This window comes from Stenotrophomonas oahuensis (assembly GCF_031834595.1).
Taxonomy (GTDB): Bacteria; Pseudomonadota; Gammaproteobacteria; order Xanthomonadales; family Xanthomonadaceae; genus Stenotrophomonas; species Stenotrophomonas oahuensis.
The window spans coordinates 143,136-157,756 of sequence record NZ_CP115541.1 but is presented as its reverse complement, the minus strand read 5'-3'; the positions used below and the strand labels follow the sequence as shown (position 1 = coordinate 157,756).

Genomic DNA, 14,621 nt, shown 5'->3' with positions numbered 1-14,621 from the left:
GTCTGTGCGGGCGGGTGAACCAGCGTGCGAATGGGCGGGGATGGACGGAACGCACGGGATGGGTGGCGGTAGAGTCGGTCGATAGACGACTGCCGATAACGGTGATCGGCGCATTGACGCATGGACCCTGTCGGGCAAACCTCTCCGATCCCCGGTCATGCGTTCCCGGGCGTTGGATTCCTGTCGGCAGTCGTCTATCGACCGACTCTACCGCCCCGGCATCACGCGCGATCGATCATCCGCGCATGGCCCGGCATCACGCGCGATCGATCATCCGCGCATGGGCCCGGCATCCGCGTAGCGACACGCCATGCGTGTCGTCGCCTGTCACCGCGCGATGGCCCACACGCTGTTCGGATCGCCATGCAGGGCGCGCTTACGCGTGGCCCGTGCCATCGCCGCAAACCCGACCGCCATCGCCAGGGCGACGCCATCCACCCAGAACAGTGGCCAGTACCCGTGCTGCGCGCTGGTCCACAGCCATAGCCCGCTCATTGCACCATGCGCCACCGGCACCAGTGCGGTCACGATGGCCGCCGCCCACAGCAGCTCCACTGCTGCCTTGGCCGGCGCACGCAGCGCCGCCCACAGCGCGCAACCACCCCAGACCACGAAGCAGGTCCAGCGCATGCCGGTCTCGGCGTGGGCCGGAGCCAGATGCTCCAGCACCTGCACGCTCACAAACGCCGCCGACACCGCCACGCACAGGCCGATGCACACGCCAACGGTGGCCCGCGCCATGTTGATCTGCGCCCGGCCTTGGACCTGCTGGCGCCGCTTGCGCCGCGACTCGATCCACAAAAGGTTGCCGGAGTAGAACAGGAACGCACCGCCCAGCCCAAGCGCAAAGTACAGCCACGGCACCAGTCCGTTGCCGAACTCGCCGAAGTGCAGCGCATAGGCGGCCGCCAGGGTCGCGTGGTTGGCATCGCGCTGGCCCGGCAACTGCGTGTGCAGCACCTCGCCGGTGTTGGCGTCCATCGCTACCGCACCCAACGGGCCCAGCGCCTTGCCGCCGTCACCGGTGATCTCGATGGTGGCGTTGGCATCGCCAGCGTTGGCCAGCTTCAGGTAAGCGGGCTCGAACTCGGCCTGGCCCATTTCATTGGCGACCGCAATCGAACGTGCATGCAGCATCGCCAGGCTGCCGGGGCGTACCGCCTCGTTGGCCGGCGCGCGGATCGGTGCAGTGTCCATCGCCGCCGGCAACGCGTGCATCAGCTTGCCGTCATAGATCAGCGGGTTCAGTGCGGCCAGCTGCAGGAACACCAGACAGAGCAGGGCACCGGTCACCGCGAACAGCAGGTGGAACGGCAGGCTGAGCACGCCGATCACGTTGTGCGCGTCCTGCCACATCTGTTTGAAGTTGCGGCTGGGGCGCAACGCAAACAGGTCGCCCAGCAGCTTGGGCAGGTGGATCACCAGACCCGAGAACAGCGCCAGGCCGTACAGCAGGCTCACCACGCCCATCAGATAGATGCCGGCCACCGGCAGGCCCAGGGTGTAGTGCAGTTCGTTCACCAGCTCGGCCAGCCCGGCCTGCGGCGGGGTAGGGCTGCCATCGACGTGATCGGCCCACGCGAACAGCCAGGTGCCCTGTGCGTTCTGCCAGTACGCCACCGACTGCGGCGTTTCCGCGCCGGGGAAGGTCATGCCGATGTGCTTGCGTGCATCCGGATGTTTTTCCAGCACGCCATCCAGCAGGCGCTGCGCGTCATCCAGCGTCTGTGCCGGTTGCGACATGCCCTGCGGCGACTGCCATAACGGCAGGTCGTGGTGGAACACGGTGATGGCCCCGGCATAGAACGCCACGAACAGGGCGAAGCCGGCTACAAGGCCGACCCAGGTATGCAGGGTGGTGAAGGTGCGCAGGGTGAGCGAGCTGAATTTCATTGGTCGGGCCTCACTGCACCCATTGGAGGCCGCGCAGCAGCCACAGGAGTCCAAAGCCCAGCGCGGCAGCGGCGCTGAGCCCCGCCCACGCACGCAACCCGTTGCGGAACGCGAACGCCCACAGCGCCGCCAGCATCCAGAACGGAATGAAGGCGATCATGCTGGCCACGATGGCGCTCTGCCAGGGGCCCGGCGGCAGCCAGGCAACCAGGCCGGCCGCAGCCGCGGCGACGAAGAAGCCGGCCAACAGGCCGGCCAGTGCACGTGCCCACATCAGCGGCGTGCCTCCGCGTCCGGGCGCGTCCGGGCCGCCAGATAGGGCAGCACCAGCGCGGTCAGCATCCAGCCACCCAGTGTCACGCACAGCCCCGTGGCCAGCCCGAGCTGGCCCATCCACAGCCACAGCGCGGTTGCAAAGGCGACCAGGCCGATCTGCCGGCCCATTCGGCCAGCACGACGCAGGCGCGGCCAGCGGCAGTGCGGGGAGGCGGCGTAGAAGGCCAGCGCGGAGAACGCGGACGCGCCGCCGGCCAGCACGCAGTACAGCGTGGCCAGGGTATCGGCGCTCATTCGGGCAGGCTCATGCGGGGTAACTCGTGGGAAGCGCGGCGGGGCATAAGCTGCGCATGGTAATCATTGCTGTTTTCATCTGCCACAGGCGCGTATTCAGCCGGGCAAGCCCGGCTCTACCTGCCAAGTCCCGGTTTGGTTTAAGATCACCCCATCCCATTCAAGGCAACAAGGTGGCCCGCGCCAACGCGCCGGCCCAGCGTGCGACATGAGCACTACCACCGCCCACTGCTGACGTCCCCCGACGGCCCCTTGCCCAGGCGCCTTCGTGGCGCTTTTCTTTTATCTACGTATCCCAAAGACATGATCGCGATCACGCTCCCCGACGGCAGCCGCCGTGAATTCGAACACCCCGTCAGCGTCATGGACGTGGCCCAGTCCATCGGTGCCGGCCTGGCCAAGGCCACCATCGCCGGTTCCGTTGATGGCGTGCTGGTGGACGCCAGCGACGTCATCGACCGCGATGCCAGCCTGCGCATCATCACCGCCAAGGACGAGGAGGGCGTGGAGATCATCCGCCACTCCTGCGCCCACCTGGTCGGCCATGCGGTCAAGCAGCTGTACCCGGACGTGAAGATGGTCATCGGCCCGGTCATTGCCGAAGGCTTCTACTACGACATCTACTCCGAGCGTCCGTTCACCCCGGATGACATGGCCGCCATTGAAAAGCGCATGGGCGAGCTGATCGCGCAGGATTACGACGTCATCAAGAAGATGACGCCGCGCGCGGAAGTGATCGAAATCTTCAAGGCCCGTGGCGAGGACTACAAGCTGCGCCTGATCGAGGACATGTCCGACGACATCCAGGCCATGGGCATGTACTACCACCAGGAATACGTGGACATGTGCCGCGGTCCGCACGTGCCCAACACGCGCTTCCTGAAGGCCTTCAAGCTGACCCGCATTTCCGGTGCGTACTGGCGTGGCGACGCGCAGAACGAGCAGCTGCAGCGCATCTACGGCACCGCCTGGGCCGACAAGAAGCAGCTTGAGGCGTACATCAAGCGCATCGAAGAAGCAGAAATGCGCGACCACCGCCGCATCGGCAAGCAGCAGGACCTGTTCCACCTGCAGGAAGAAGCCCCGGGTCTGGTGTTCTGGCACCCGAAGGGCTGGGCGCTGTGGCAGGTGGTCGAGCAGTACATGCGCAAGGTGTACCGCAACAGCGGCTACGGCGAAGTGCGCTGCCCGCAGATCCTGGACGTGTCGCTGTGGCAGAAGTCCGGCCACTGGGACAACTACAAGGAGAACATGTTCTTCACCGAATCGGAGAAGCGCACCTACGCGGTCAAGCCGATGAACTGCCCGGGCCACGTCCAGGTGTTCAACCAGGGCCTGCACAGCTATCGCGACCTGCCGATCCGCTACGGTGAATTTGGTTCCTGCCACCGCAACGAGCCGTCCGGCGCGCTGCACGGCATCCTGCGCGTGCGTGGCTTCACCCAGGACGACGGCCACGTGTTCTGCACCGAGTCGCAGATCGAATCGGAAGTGACTGCGTTCCACCAGCAGGCGCTGGCGGTTTACAAGCACTTCGGCTTCGACGAGATCCAGATCAAGATCGCGCTGCGCCCGGAGTCGCGCCTGGGCGACGACGCCACCTGGGACAAGGCTGAAGGCGCGCTGCGCTCGGCCCTGGCGAGCTGCGGCGTGGAATGGCAGGAGCTGCCGGGCGAGGGTGCCTTCTACGGCCCGAAGATCGAGTACCACCTGAAGGACGCCATCGGCCGTACCTGGCAGCTGGGCACCATGCAGGTCGACTTCATGATGCCGGGCCGCCTGGGCGCGGAGTACGTGGACGAAAACAGCCAGAAAAAGCACCCGGTCATGCTGCACCGGGCCATCGTCGGCTCGATGGAGCGCTTCATCGGCATCCTGATCGAGCACCATGCCGGCCAGTTCCCGGCCTGGCTGGCCCCGACCCAGGTGGTGGTGGCCAATATCACCGACGCCCAGGCTGAATACGTAAGTGAGGTCCGCAAAACCCTTGCGGATCAAGGCTTCCGCGTGAACGCCGATTTGCGCAACGAGAAGATCGGCTATAAGATTCGCGAGCATACGCTGCAGCGGGTCCCGTACCTGCTGGTGGTGGGCGACCGGGAGAAGGAAAACGGCGCCGTTGCCGTGCGTACGCGCTCCGGCGAGGATCTGGGCAGCATGTCCGTCCAGGCCTTCATCGAGCGGTTGCAGGCAGAACAGTCTGTATAAACAAGTCCCGGCCCTATGGACGCTATGTCCGGGGCCGGTTTGATTCCTCTGGGAGATTGCAATATCAGTACCCCTGACAACAAACAGAACCGCAAGAATCAGGAAATCCGTGTGCCGCGCGTCCGCGTGATCGGCAGTGACGGTGAAATGATTGGCGTGTTGTCGCGCGACGAAGCGCTGTCCATGGCCGAAGATGAAGGCCTGGACCTGGTCGAAATCCAGCCGCAGGCCGATCCGCCGGTCTGCAAGATCATGGATTTCGGCAAGTTCAAGTTCGAAGCGCAGAAGAAGGCCAACGAGGCCAAGAAGAAGACCAAGCAGGTCGAAATCAAGGAAGTGAAGTTCCGACCGGTCACCGACGAAGGCGACTACCAGATCAAGCTGCGCAAGATGCGCGGGTTCCTGGAAGAAGGTGACAAGATCAAGGTCAACATCCGCTTCCGTGGCCGTGAAATGAGCCATCAGGAACTGGGTCGCGAAATGGCCAACCGGATCGAAGCCGATCTGGGCGAGGACATCGTGATCGAGTCCCGTCCGCGTCTGGAAGGGCGTCAGATGGTCATGATGATCGCGCCGAAGAAGAAATAACCGGATGAACGGGGGCGGCACGCCCCCAATCCCACCCAAATCAACCATTTGCATCCCTCCCAAGGGTCGTGCATAATGGGCGGCCCCGTATTTCGGGGTGAAGGACCCGCCGGGTTCCCATCGGGGAATCTGGCTTAAAAGCAGGCAAGGGCACGGACGGAAAGCGTGGCACAGCCACCGCCCTGGTCAGTAAAAAAACATCATCAAGGACATAGCAATGCCCAAGATCAAGACCAACCGGGCGGCGGCCAAGCGTTTCCGCAAGACCGCCTCCGGCAAGTTCAAGGCTGGCCACGCCAACCGCAGCCACATCCTCACGAAGAAAGCGACCAAGCGGAAGCGTAACCTGCGTCAGACGAACCACGTCCGCGCAGAAGACGCAGGCCGTTTGACCCGTATGCTTCCCTACCTCTGAGGACTGAACCATGGCTCGAGTAAAGCGTGGTGTACAGGCACGTCGCCGCCACAAGAAAATCCTGACCCTTGCCAAGGGTTACTACAACGCACGCCGCAAGGTCTTCCGCGTTGCCAAGCAGGCCGTCATCAAGGCACAGCAGTACGCCTACATCGGCCGTAAGCAGAAGAAGCGCAACTTCCGTTCGCTGTGGATCACCCGTATCAATGCGGCTGCCCGCATCAACGGCCTGAGCTACAGCCGCTTCATGAACGGCCTGCTGAAGGCTGGCATCACCCTGGACCGTAAGGTTCTGGCTGACATCGCCGTGCACGACGCTGCCGGTTTTGCGGCACTGGCTGAAAAGGCCAAGGGCGCACTGGCGGCATAAGTCCATTCCCCTGCCGTTGCCGTTCACGCGCAACGGCTGTGGGTAAGGCAATGCATGGGGAAGGGCGCAAGTCCTTCCCCATTCTTTTTTGTGGCGACGGGAGTCGGCCCGGCGTCCATCGCGAAGATCGACCGACGCGAGGTCCCGTTTATCCATGAGTGACATCCAATCCCTCACCACCCAGGCGCTGGCCGACGTGGCCGCCGCGCAGAGTCCCGACGCGCTGGAAGGCCTGCGCGTGGCGCTGCTGGGCAAGAATGGCAGCATCACCTCGCAGCTCAAGCAGCTCGGTGGCCTGCCGGCGGACCAGCGCAAAGCCGCTGGCGAAGCCATCAACCTCGCCCGTGACGCCGTCAGCGCCGCGCTGGGCGAGCGCAAGGCCGTGCTGGACAACGCTGCGCTTGACGCGCGTCTGGCCGCTGAAGCGATCGACATCACCCTGCCGGGCCGTCGCGCGGATCGTGGTGGCCTGCACCCGGTTACCCGCACCCTGGAGCGCATCACCGAAATCTTCGGCCGCCTCGGCTATGAGCTGAGCGAAGGCCCGGAAATCGAAGACGACTGGCACAACTTCGAAGCGCTGAACTTCCCGCCGCACCACCCGGCGCGTGCGATGCACGACACCTTCTATTTCGGCGACGGCCGCCTGCTGCGCACGCATACCTCCGGTGTGCAGGTGCGCTACATGGGCGACCACGCGCCGCCGCTGCGCATGATCGCCGCCGGCAAGGTCTACCGCAGCGACAGCGACCAGACCCATTCGCCGATGTTCCATCAGGTGGAAGGCCTGCTGGTGGACGAACATTCCACCTTCGCCGACCTCAAGGGCACGTTGTCCGAGTTCGTGCGTGCCTTCTTCGAGCGCGATTTCGAAATGCGTTTCCGCCCCAGCTACTTCCCGTTCGTGGAACCCGGCGCGGAAGTGGACATCGCCTGGCAGCAGCCCGATGGCAGCACCCGCTGGCTGGAAGTGCTCGGCTGCGGCATGGTCCACCCGAACGTGCTGCGCAACGTTGGCATCGATCCGGAGCGCTACACCGGCTTCGCCTTCGGCCTGGGCGTGGAGCGTTTTGCCATGCTGCGCTACGGCGTGAATGACCTGCGCGCGTTCTTCGAGAACGACGTGCGTTTCCTGAAGCAATTCGCGTAAGCGGTGATCCATGAAATTCTCTGAAAACTGGCTGCGCAGCCACGTCCCCACCACGGTTTCGCGCGATGAACTGAGCGCGGTGCTGACCGCCATCGGCCTGGAAGTCGAAGAGGTCACCGACCTCGGGGCAAAGCTCGACCACGTCGTGGTGGCACGCATCGTCTCGGCCGAACGCCACCCCGAAGCCGACCGCCTGCAGATCTGCCAGGTCGATGCCGGGCAGGGCGAGCACCTGCAGATCGTCTGTGGTGCTCCCAATGCCCGCGCCGGACTGGTTGCGCCGCTGGCGATGATCGGTGCGAAGTTCGGTGACTTCCTGATCAAGGCGGCCAAGCTGCGCGGCGTGGACTCCAACGGCATGCTGTGCTCGGCCAAGGAACTGGGCCTGGACAGCGACGCCTCCGGCCTGTTCGAACTGCCCGATGACGCCCCGGTCGGCCAGTCGCTGGTCGAGTACCTCGGTCTGCCCGACGCCAGCATCGAGATCAAGCTCACCCCGAACCGCGCCGACTGCTTCAGCGTGCGCGGCATTGCCTTCGACGTGGCTGCTGCTTGCGCCAGCGAAGTGGTGCCGTTCAACGCCGCACCGGTCGCCGCAGTGGGCAACCGTGAACTGCAGATCGCGCTCAACGCCGGTGCCGAAGCACCGCGCTACCTGGGCCGCGTGATCGAGGGCGTCAATCCGCGCGCCGCCACCCCGCTGTGGATGGCCGAGCGCCTGCGCCGCAGCGGCGTGCGTCCGGTGTCGCTGCTGGTCGACATCACCCAGTACGTCATGCTGGAACTGGGCCAGCCGATGCACGCCTATGACCTGGGCACCCTGCAGGGCAGCATCGGTGTGCGCCGCTCGCGCGCTGGCGAACAGCTCAAGCTGCTGGACGGCCGCGACGCCGCGCTGGATGACAGCTTCCTGATCATCACCGACGCCGACCGCCCGGTCGGTCTGGCCGGCCTGATGGGCGGCTGGGACACCCGCGTCACCGACGACACCACTGCCGTGTTCCTGGAGGCCGCGCACTTCGCCCCGGCCGCCATCATGGGCCGTGGCCGCAAGCTCGGCCTGCACACCGACGCCGGCCACCGCTTCGAGCGTGGCGTCGACCCGGCGTTGCCGCGCACCGCCATCGAGTACGCCACCCGCCTGGTGCTGGACCTGGCCGGCGGTACCCCGGCCCCGGTGACCGAAGCGGTGAACGCCGCCGACCTTCCGGTCGCCGCCGTCATCAGCCTGCGTCGCGCCCGTATCCAGCGCGTGCTCGGCATCCAGATTGCCGATGCCGACGTCGAGCGCATCCTGCGCGCGCTGGGCATGGATGTGGCCGCTGCCGGCGAAGGCTGGCAGGTCACCGCGCCGAGCCGTCGCTTCGACATCGCCATCGAAGAAGACCTGATCGAAGAGCTGGCCCGCATTCACGGCTACGAGCAGATTCCGACCACGCTGCCCGGCGGTGCCGCGCGCGTGGCCATGCCCAGCGAAACCCGTCTGGACGAGCTCAGCACGCGCCGCCAGCTGGTCGCCCGCGACCTGCAGGAAACCATCAACTACGCCTTCGTCGACGCCGCCCTGCTGGGCAGCTGGCAGCTGGATCAGAACGTGGTGGCCCTGGCCAACCCGCTCTCGGCCGAGCTGGCGGTGATGCGTCCGGCGCTGCTGCCGGGCCTGGTGGCCACCCTGGGCCGCAATGCCGCCCGCCAGCAGGGTCGCGTGCGCCTGTTCGAGCTGGGCCGGGTGTTCCACCCTCAGGCTGGCGACGACCGTCCGGCTCCCATGGAAACCACCCGCGTGGCCGTGGCCGTGTGCGGCGAGGCTGATCCCCAGCAGTGGGGCCTGGCCACCCGCAAGGTCGACTTCCATGACCTCAAGGGCGACCTGGAGTCGCTGGCCGCCGCCTCCGGTGCCGTGCTGACCTTCGTGCCCTCGACCCGTCCGTACGGCCATCCGGCCCGCTCGGCCGAGGTGCTGCGCGACGGCCAGACCATCGGCTGGATCGGTCAGATCCACCCGCGCCTGGCCCAGGCCATGGACATCGACGTGGACGTGTATGCCTTCGAGCTGGACCTCGCCCCGCTGGCCGCCCGTGAGCTGCCGCGTGCCAGCGAGCTGTCCCGCTTCCCCTCGGTGCGTCGCGACCTGGCCTTCCTGGTCCCGGAGGGTGCCGCTTGGGCCGACCTGGAAGCCACCCTGCGCCGGGCCGCCGGCCCGATGCTGCGTCAGGTGACCCTGTTTGACCGGTATGTGGGGCAGGGCGTCGAGCCCGGTTTCAAGAGTCTCGCTATGGGCTTGATTTTGCAGGACAAGTCGCGCACTCTGACGGACCGCGACGTGGACGCGGTGGTCACCGAGGCGGTGGCTGCCATGGAGCGTGAACACCACGCCCGGATCCGCGGATGAGCGGGAAGCATGGGGGGTAGCAGGCAATGGCATTGACCAAGGCGGAGATGGCCGAAAAGCTGTTCGACGAAGTCGGTCTGAACAAGCGCGAGGCCAAGGAATTTGTCGACGCGTTTTTCGATGTGCTGCGTGAAGCATTGGAACAGGGACGTCAGGTGAAGCTTTCCGGCTTCGGCAATTTCGACCTGCGGCGCAAGAACCAGCGCCCGGGTCGCAATCCGAAAACCGGGGAGGAGATTCCGATTTCCGCCCGTACGGTGGTCACCTTCCGTCCGGGCCAGAAGCTCAAGGAGCGGGTGGAGGCATATGCTGGATCCGGGCAGTAACCGCGAACTTCCGCCGATACCGGCCAAGCGCTACTTCACCATTGGTGAAGTCAGCGAGCTGTGCGACGTCAAGCCGCACGTGCTGCGCTACTGGGAAACCGAGTTTCCCAGCCTGGAGCCGGCCAAGCGCCGCGGCAACCGTCGCTACTACCAGCGCCACGACGTGCTGATGGTGCGGCAGATCCGGGGCCTGCTGTACGAGCAGGGCTACACCATCGGCGGTGCGCGCCTGCGTCTGGAAGGGGCGGGTGCCCGCGAAGAGTCGGCACTGAGCAACCAGATCATCAAGCAGACCCGCATGGAACTGGAAGAAGTGCTGCAGCTGCTGCGCCGCTGATCCAATTTCTTCACAAAACGGGTATACTCGTCGGCCCGCTGCAAGGCGGGGACAACACCAGCATCATCGGGGCGTAGCGCAGCCTGGTAGCGCATCTGCCTGGGGGGCAGAGGGTCGTCGGTTCAAATCCGGCCGTCCCGACCAAAGCTGGTTAGAAATCAAAGGCTTGCGCAGGGATGCGTGGGCCTTTTTTCTTTCACACCCTATTCCCACCCTATTCCCACCCTATCCGCAGCTTTCGCTTGGGGCGGAATCAAGATCGCTTTCGAAATTGTGGCCACGTTTGCGCCGTTGCTTTACACTCCTCCCGTTCACGCACGGACCCATCCTAAGAATGCCTACTGCAGTCTCTCTGTTCTCCGGGTGCGGCGGCTCCGACGCCGGGTTGATTAAGGCCGGCTTTTCCGTCCTTATGGCAAATGACGTACTCCCTTACGCAAGGGACGTCTATCTAGCTAACCACGACCTGACTGACTATCAGCTCTGCGATGTAGCGCAAATTCGCTCGTTTCCGGCTGCTGATCTCCTGGTGGGATGCTATCCCTGCCAGGGATTCAGCCAGGGAGGCGTGCGGGAGCCTGGACGGGGCATCAATCGGCTCTACCTTGAGTTTGCGAGGGCGCTCCGGACCATCAAACCAAAAGCGTTCGTCGTAGAGAACGTCTCTGGCATGGTTCGGGCCAACTACAAGCATCTGCTAAAGAATCAGCTGGCTGCATTCCGGCGGGCGGGCTACAACGTGAGTTGCAATGTGCTAAGTGCTGCAGATCATGGAGTGGCGCAGGAGAGGCGACGAATCTTCATCGTGGGCACGCGCAAGGATCTGGACTTCAAATATGAGTTTCCTCAACCGACACACGGACTTGATGCTCCACTCCCGTATGTGACCATTCGTGACGCAATTGGCGATATGCCGGTATGGCCCGAGGGGGAGTTCTACGGACGAGACTTCCATTGGTACTACTTGTCCCGAGATCGTCGGAGGGGATGGGACGAGCTTTCCAAAACCATTGTTGCAAATGCCCGTCACATGCCCCTGCATCCGTCCAGTCCAGCACTCGTAAAGCTGGAGCACAATGTATGGAGATTCGTCGATGACTCCCCAGCTCGACGCTTCTCATACCGCGAGGCCGCAAGGCTTCAGGGATTTGGTGATCTAGTCTTTCCAGACGCTAAGCGAGGCAGTCTGGATATGCGATACACAGTTGTAGGAAATGCCGTTCCGCCGCCGCTGTTCCATGCCGTCGTGAGCGGGTTGTTACCAATCTTCTAGCCTACGCTCCTGTGCTCACTTGATAGGCCACAGCTTCGGTAACGAAAGCTGGGGCAGAGTAGGTCACGGTCTGATTGTAGTTCTTGAGAATATTGACGATGCGAGACCGATCAATCAGCACAACCTCACCTGGTTTCCTTACCCAATGCCCGGTGTTTGACCTGAAGTCCAGAGGGGCGATGTAGTAATTTACGGCTGGGTGATGTGGCTTGATCCATCGATTGAAGGAAGCAGGAGAGGCCTCAAGCTGCTTGTGATCAATGTCCTTCGGCGAGCACCCACATTGCGCGAACGCGACGGGGATCTGTCCGAGGCCGTCCCCAAAGTCATGCCAAGCGACAACGTCAAGCCCGGCGTCACCTGAACTGCCTGCGTTTATTTCAGCGTCTTCGAACATGACGTTCGCTCGAATGAGTTCCGCTAGCTGTCGCAGCTTCTGAGAAGTGGTGCCTGTAAATGCGGGAGCTTTCGCGCCAAATATTGTGACATTCCACATTTTTGGCATGATCGCTGTAAAGACTAGGGCTCCGAGCACTTCGACGTAGTCGGTAATCTCCGCATACCTCTTCTTGTTGACGTAGCGGAGACAGGAAGAGACGAGTAGCGACACGTAAAGTGCGTGGAGGCCGTTAGTCTCATCCAGCTCAAATTTCAGTACGTCACCTTCCAAGTGAAACGGTCGAGCTGCGCCCATGCGGATCTCGCGAGACGACAGTGCTATTTTGATATCTCCCCATTTCTTCGATAGTCGCTCAGCTCGCTCATCTTCCGTTGATACGCCGTCGCCATCTTCCGGAAAATCGCCATGATCCATGGCGGCGAGAAGGCCGTCTTCTTCTAGTGAAGAATCGGCATCGACGTTGACATCTTCGGCCAGATCTATGCAGTCCTGCAAAAATCCGTGCGAGAAAAGCTTGTCTTGACTGGTCATTGCTCGGAGCTCGACATAATCCGCCCACAGGTGGGTCGGTGCAGAGCTGGGCAACGGTCCCAAGTCCGTAAAAAGGGCTGGGGGGTTCGGTGTCGTCATTGCCGAGACGGTAGTGTTCATTCGAATGATTCCTTTCGACGTGCTCGGCGGCGGATGATGGTGCTTAGATCCTCAGACAGGCTGTAGAGCTTTTCCACCATTGCCTCGTGACTATGGTCGAGCTCAGAGACTTGTGGGATCAGGTCATAGGCATTTTTCATCTGCCTATGCGCTGCATTCAGCACGGCCATTAGCGCTTTCGCTGGGCCCTCGCTCATGAGGAATGCGCGGTCGAGATCCTTTGTGGCGCGCAGGTCTTCAATCGCAACGCTATTAGTCACCACCGCGGCCAGATATTTCAGTTTTCGTGACTCGCCAAGAATGGTGAAGCCATCTTCTTTGGGGGAGTACATCCAAAAAAAGAGATCACGACATTTTGAGTCCTGCAGATCGCTTCCCTCAACATCTGTTCGCGACCTAAGGCCGATGTACTCGGCAATTGCAGAATAGGACAATGCTGTGGTTAGGAGGCTGAATTCAACAGACTCCGCTGTTACGCCAGCTAGATCGAAGAAGCGTTGGTTTGCGGATCGCTCGTATACGTTCAGGCCTGTGAGCATCTGGGCAACGTAGTCCGCTCGGCTTCCGATCTCTTTTGCTAGGCGGCGATGCTGCTCGTCTGCAGTAAGATCCCCAAAGAACTCGTCTCTCAGTTGCTTCAAGTAGCGTGCCTTGGGAAGTGGTTCCCAGCGCTTAGCTCCTGTGATGTGCCGGTAGCCTAGGTAGCGGAGGATCTCCTTCCGCTCATTAAAAAGGATGCAAGCTACCGAAACTGGTTTGACGATAGCGCTTTCGCGAAGCGCTGCCACTGAAGCCTTGTTAGAGCTAATAAGGCCGGCGAGCAGTTTCAGCGCAGCGAGTCTCCGATTGCCCTCTACGACAATCAGTGGGTTCTCCTGGGATACGGGTGCATCCATGTTAGTTCGCGCCACGAGAAGAGGTTCGCCCGCGAAATACCCCTGGGCACCGATGGAGCCCATCAACTCTTGAACATTCTCATCCTCAGTCATCCGATCAACGAGGTTAAAATCGCCGTCGTAGTCAAGACCGGCGAAACGAGGATTCAACGGGTCGAAGATCAGATGCTCTAGGGGAACATCCTCGATTCGATCCACTTGACTCACAATATTGTTCATGCTAAGCCCTTCCTAAGGCTGAGTCGCCTTGGAAGAGCATAGCCAAATCGCGGGGCGCATAGTAGTAAGGTTCGCCCCTACACGGGCGGAGGAGGCTACTTAAAGTGTTCCGTCTCCCCTGAGCCAGGGGTATGCGCCCTCGGTGCGGACTGGGTGCCAACCGCAATTCCCGCCTTAGGAGGACTCCCCCAGCCGAGACCTATCGCTAGGGGCTTCCGTGCCCTTCGCAATCTAAAATGCCGGGAGTGCCTCCGCCTATCGGATCCGAACTCGCGGCGATGCTAAGCTGGGTGAAATTTCTCCACGGGGGCGCTCGATGAACGAAGAGCACGAGGCGTATCACGAAGCTTTTCTGGTTTGTCAGGATAGTGTGGTAGCAACGGTCTACGTCGACGAGCGAGATGGAGGGTGGTCGATAACCGTATTCCAAGTACAGCTTCCAGACACGAGTATCGTGCACCTTAATCGCGCCTTCGGTGTTCCTGGTCCTTTAGCAGAGGCCCGGAGTTTTGGAACTGAGGTTGCGCTTGCGCAGATAGCGGACGTGTTGCATCGAGGGCCAGAGGGTGGTGGTAGCGTGCTTCGCGCTGTTCCGAAAGAGACGGCAGCAGGCGCTGGGAACTTTGAAGGTTACATTGAGGCAGTGGACGGCGACGGCTTTGTGACCGACGCTCTCCTTGTAACCTTGGTAGGACGCCACTACCAAACAGCAAAGGAGGCGGTTGAGGTGGCGCGCCGAGGCCTGGCTCGGGTCGTGAACGTGAGCGCTGAAGGAAAGATTCTCACGTAGCCGGTTACTCAAACGCTTGCTGATTCTATTACCAACGCGCAATCAGAGAAGAGATTTCTCGTGGAAGTTGACGTCACTAGGCCGGGGAAACTCTACCGGTACTCAGAGCAGCGCTGGCTTGACAGGTCCCTCCGCTTGGGCGA

Annotated in this window: 15 protein-coding genes and 1 tRNA gene; 11 read left to right on the top strand and 5 right to left on the bottom strand. The window is 62.5% G+C overall.

Annotation, left to right across the window (positions count from 1 at the left end; translation table 11 throughout):
* Positions 1-327: 327 nt before the first annotated feature.
* From PDM29_RS00770 to PDM29_RS00760, 3 genes are read right to left on the bottom strand one after another with little or no spacing between them, the layout of a single operon-like run.
* Positions 328-1,893: a PepSY-associated TM helix domain-containing protein gene (locus tag PDM29_RS00770; RefSeq protein ID WP_311192013.1), complete on the bottom strand. Its 1,566-nt coding sequence runs from the start codon at positions 1,891-1,893 to the stop codon at positions 328-330.
* A 10-nt stretch (positions 1,894-1,903) separates the two neighbouring features.
* A complete protein-coding gene (locus tag PDM29_RS00765; protein WP_282295068.1) occupies positions 1,904-2,167 on the bottom strand; it encodes a hypothetical protein in 264 nt (87 codons plus the stop codon).
* The gene (locus PDM29_RS00760) at positions 2,167-2,463 is read right to left on the bottom strand and encodes a hypothetical protein (RefSeq protein WP_311192012.1); all 297 of its coding nucleotides are present in this window, start codon (positions 2,461-2,463) and stop codon (positions 2,167-2,169) included. The genes PDM29_RS00765 and PDM29_RS00760 overlap by 1 nt, the downstream gene beginning before the upstream one ends.
* Before the next feature lie 303 nt (positions 2,464-2,766).
* Here PDM29_RS00760 and thrS point away from each other — a divergent pair, with 303 nt between their 5' ends.
* The 10 genes from thrS to PDM29_RS00710 all read left to right on the top strand — a co-directional run bounded on the left by thrS (position 2,767) and on the right by PDM29_RS00710 (position 11,522).
* Positions 2,767-4,671 carry a threonine--tRNA ligase gene (gene thrS, locus PDM29_RS00755; protein ID WP_311192011.1) on the top strand — a complete coding sequence of 635 codons (1,905 nt, stop codon included), beginning with the start codon at positions 2,767-2,769 and terminating at the stop codon, positions 4,669-4,671.
* Positions 4,672-4,719: 48 nt separating this feature from the next.
* A complete protein-coding gene (gene infC, locus PDM29_RS00750) occupies positions 4,720-5,259 on the top strand; it encodes a translation initiation factor IF-3 (protein WP_311193857.1) in 540 nt (179 codons plus the stop codon).
* A 217-nt stretch (positions 5,260-5,476) separates the two neighbouring features.
* Positions 5,477-5,674 carry a 50S ribosomal protein L35 gene (gene rpmI, locus PDM29_RS00745; RefSeq protein WP_024868243.1) on the top strand — a complete coding sequence of 66 codons (198 nt, stop codon included), beginning with the start codon at positions 5,477-5,479 and terminating at the stop codon, positions 5,672-5,674.
* Positions 5,675-5,684: 10 nt separating this feature from the next.
* Positions 5,685-6,044, top strand: coding sequence for a 50S ribosomal protein L20 (gene rplT, locus PDM29_RS00740; protein ID WP_003484828.1), 360 nt, complete (start codon positions 5,685-5,687; stop codon positions 6,042-6,044).
* Between the two features lie 154 nt (positions 6,045-6,198).
* A complete protein-coding gene (gene pheS / locus PDM29_RS00735) occupies positions 6,199-7,194 on the top strand; it encodes a phenylalanine--tRNA ligase subunit alpha (protein ID WP_125362203.1) in 996 nt (331 codons plus the stop codon).
* 10 nt (positions 7,195-7,204) lie between these two features.
* Positions 7,205-9,586 (top strand): phenylalanine--tRNA ligase subunit beta, encoded by a 2,382-nt coding sequence (gene pheT / locus PDM29_RS00730; protein WP_311192010.1) that lies wholly within the window; start codon positions 7,205-7,207, stop codon positions 9,584-9,586.
* Between the two features lie 26 nt (positions 9,587-9,612).
* Positions 9,613-9,912 (top strand): integration host factor subunit alpha, encoded by a 300-nt coding sequence (locus PDM29_RS00725; protein ID WP_005410432.1) that lies wholly within the window; start codon positions 9,613-9,615, stop codon positions 9,910-9,912.
* Complete coding sequence (locus tag PDM29_RS00720) at positions 9,893-10,249, top strand: MerR family transcriptional regulator (protein ID WP_125361692.1); 357 nt, start codon at positions 9,893-9,895, stop codon at positions 10,247-10,249. Before PDM29_RS00725 ends, PDM29_RS00720 begins: the two co-directional genes overlap by 20 nt.
* 67 nt (positions 10,250-10,316) lie before the next feature.
* Positions 10,317-10,393, top strand: a tRNA-Pro gene (locus PDM29_RS00715).
* A gap of 190 nt (positions 10,394-10,583) precedes the next feature.
* The gene (locus PDM29_RS00710) at positions 10,584-11,522 is read left to right on the top strand and encodes a DNA cytosine methyltransferase (RefSeq protein ID WP_311192009.1); all 939 of its coding nucleotides are present in this window, start codon (positions 10,584-10,586) and stop codon (positions 11,520-11,522) included.
* Position 11,523: 1 nt separating this feature from the next.
* Here the strand turns inward: PDM29_RS00710 and PDM29_RS00705 are convergent, their stop codons facing one another.
* Positions 11,524-12,573, bottom strand: coding sequence for a hypothetical protein (locus tag PDM29_RS00705; RefSeq protein ID WP_311192008.1), 1,050 nt, complete (start codon positions 12,571-12,573; stop codon positions 11,524-11,526).
* Positions 12,570-13,688 (bottom strand): hypothetical protein, encoded by a 1,119-nt coding sequence (locus tag PDM29_RS00700; RefSeq protein WP_311192007.1) that lies wholly within the window; start codon positions 13,686-13,688, stop codon positions 12,570-12,572. The genes PDM29_RS00705 and PDM29_RS00700 overlap by 4 nt, the downstream gene beginning before the upstream one ends.
* Before the next feature lie 316 nt (positions 13,689-14,004).
* Here PDM29_RS00700 and PDM29_RS00695 point away from each other — a divergent pair, with 316 nt between their 5' ends.
* Complete coding sequence (locus PDM29_RS00695; RefSeq protein ID WP_311192006.1) at positions 14,005-14,478, top strand: hypothetical protein; 474 nt, start codon at positions 14,005-14,007, stop codon at positions 14,476-14,478.
* Positions 14,479-14,621: the final 143 nt, after the last annotated feature.

Excerpts from the sequence above, each read along its gene's own strand:
- PDM29_RS00770 (WP_311192013.1), bottom strand. The coding sequence starts at position 1,893 with ATGAAATTCAGCTCGCTCACCCTGCGCACCTTCACCACCCTGCATACC.
- PDM29_RS00765 (WP_282295068.1), bottom strand. The coding sequence starts at position 2,167 with ATGTGGGCACGTGCACTGGCCGGCCTGTTGGCCGGCTTCTTCGTCGCC.
- PDM29_RS00760 (WP_311192012.1), bottom strand. The coding sequence starts at position 2,463 with ATGAGCGCCGATACCCTGGCCACGCTGTACTGCGTGCTGGCCGGCGGC.
- thrS (WP_311192011.1), top strand. The coding sequence starts at position 2,767 with ATGATCGCGATCACGCTCCCCGACGGCAGCCGCCGTGAATTCGAACAC.
- rpmI (WP_024868243.1), top strand. The coding sequence starts at position 5,477 with ATGCCCAAGATCAAGACCAACCGGGCGGCGGCCAAGCGTTTCCGCAAG.
- rplT (WP_003484828.1), top strand. The coding sequence starts at position 5,685 with ATGGCTCGAGTAAAGCGTGGTGTACAGGCACGTCGCCGCCACAAGAAA.
- pheS (WP_125362203.1), top strand. The coding sequence starts at position 6,199 with ATGAGTGACATCCAATCCCTCACCACCCAGGCGCTGGCCGACGTGGCC.
- pheT (WP_311192010.1), top strand. The coding sequence starts at position 7,205 with ATGAAATTCTCTGAAAACTGGCTGCGCAGCCACGTCCCCACCACGGTT.
- PDM29_RS00725 (WP_005410432.1), top strand. The coding sequence starts at position 9,613 with ATGGCATTGACCAAGGCGGAGATGGCCGAAAAGCTGTTCGACGAAGTC.
- PDM29_RS00720 (WP_125361692.1), top strand. The coding sequence starts at position 9,893 with ATGCTGGATCCGGGCAGTAACCGCGAACTTCCGCCGATACCGGCCAAG.
- PDM29_RS00710 (WP_311192009.1), top strand. The coding sequence starts at position 10,584 with ATGCCTACTGCAGTCTCTCTGTTCTCCGGGTGCGGCGGCTCCGACGCC.
- PDM29_RS00705 (WP_311192008.1), bottom strand. The coding sequence starts at position 12,573 with ATGAACACTACCGTCTCGGCAATGACGACACCGAACCCCCCAGCCCTT.
- PDM29_RS00700 (WP_311192007.1), bottom strand. The coding sequence starts at position 13,688 with ATGAACAATATTGTGAGTCAAGTGGATCGAATCGAGGATGTTCCCCTA.
- PDM29_RS00695 (WP_311192006.1), top strand. The coding sequence starts at position 14,005 with ATGAACGAAGAGCACGAGGCGTATCACGAAGCTTTTCTGGTTTGTCAG.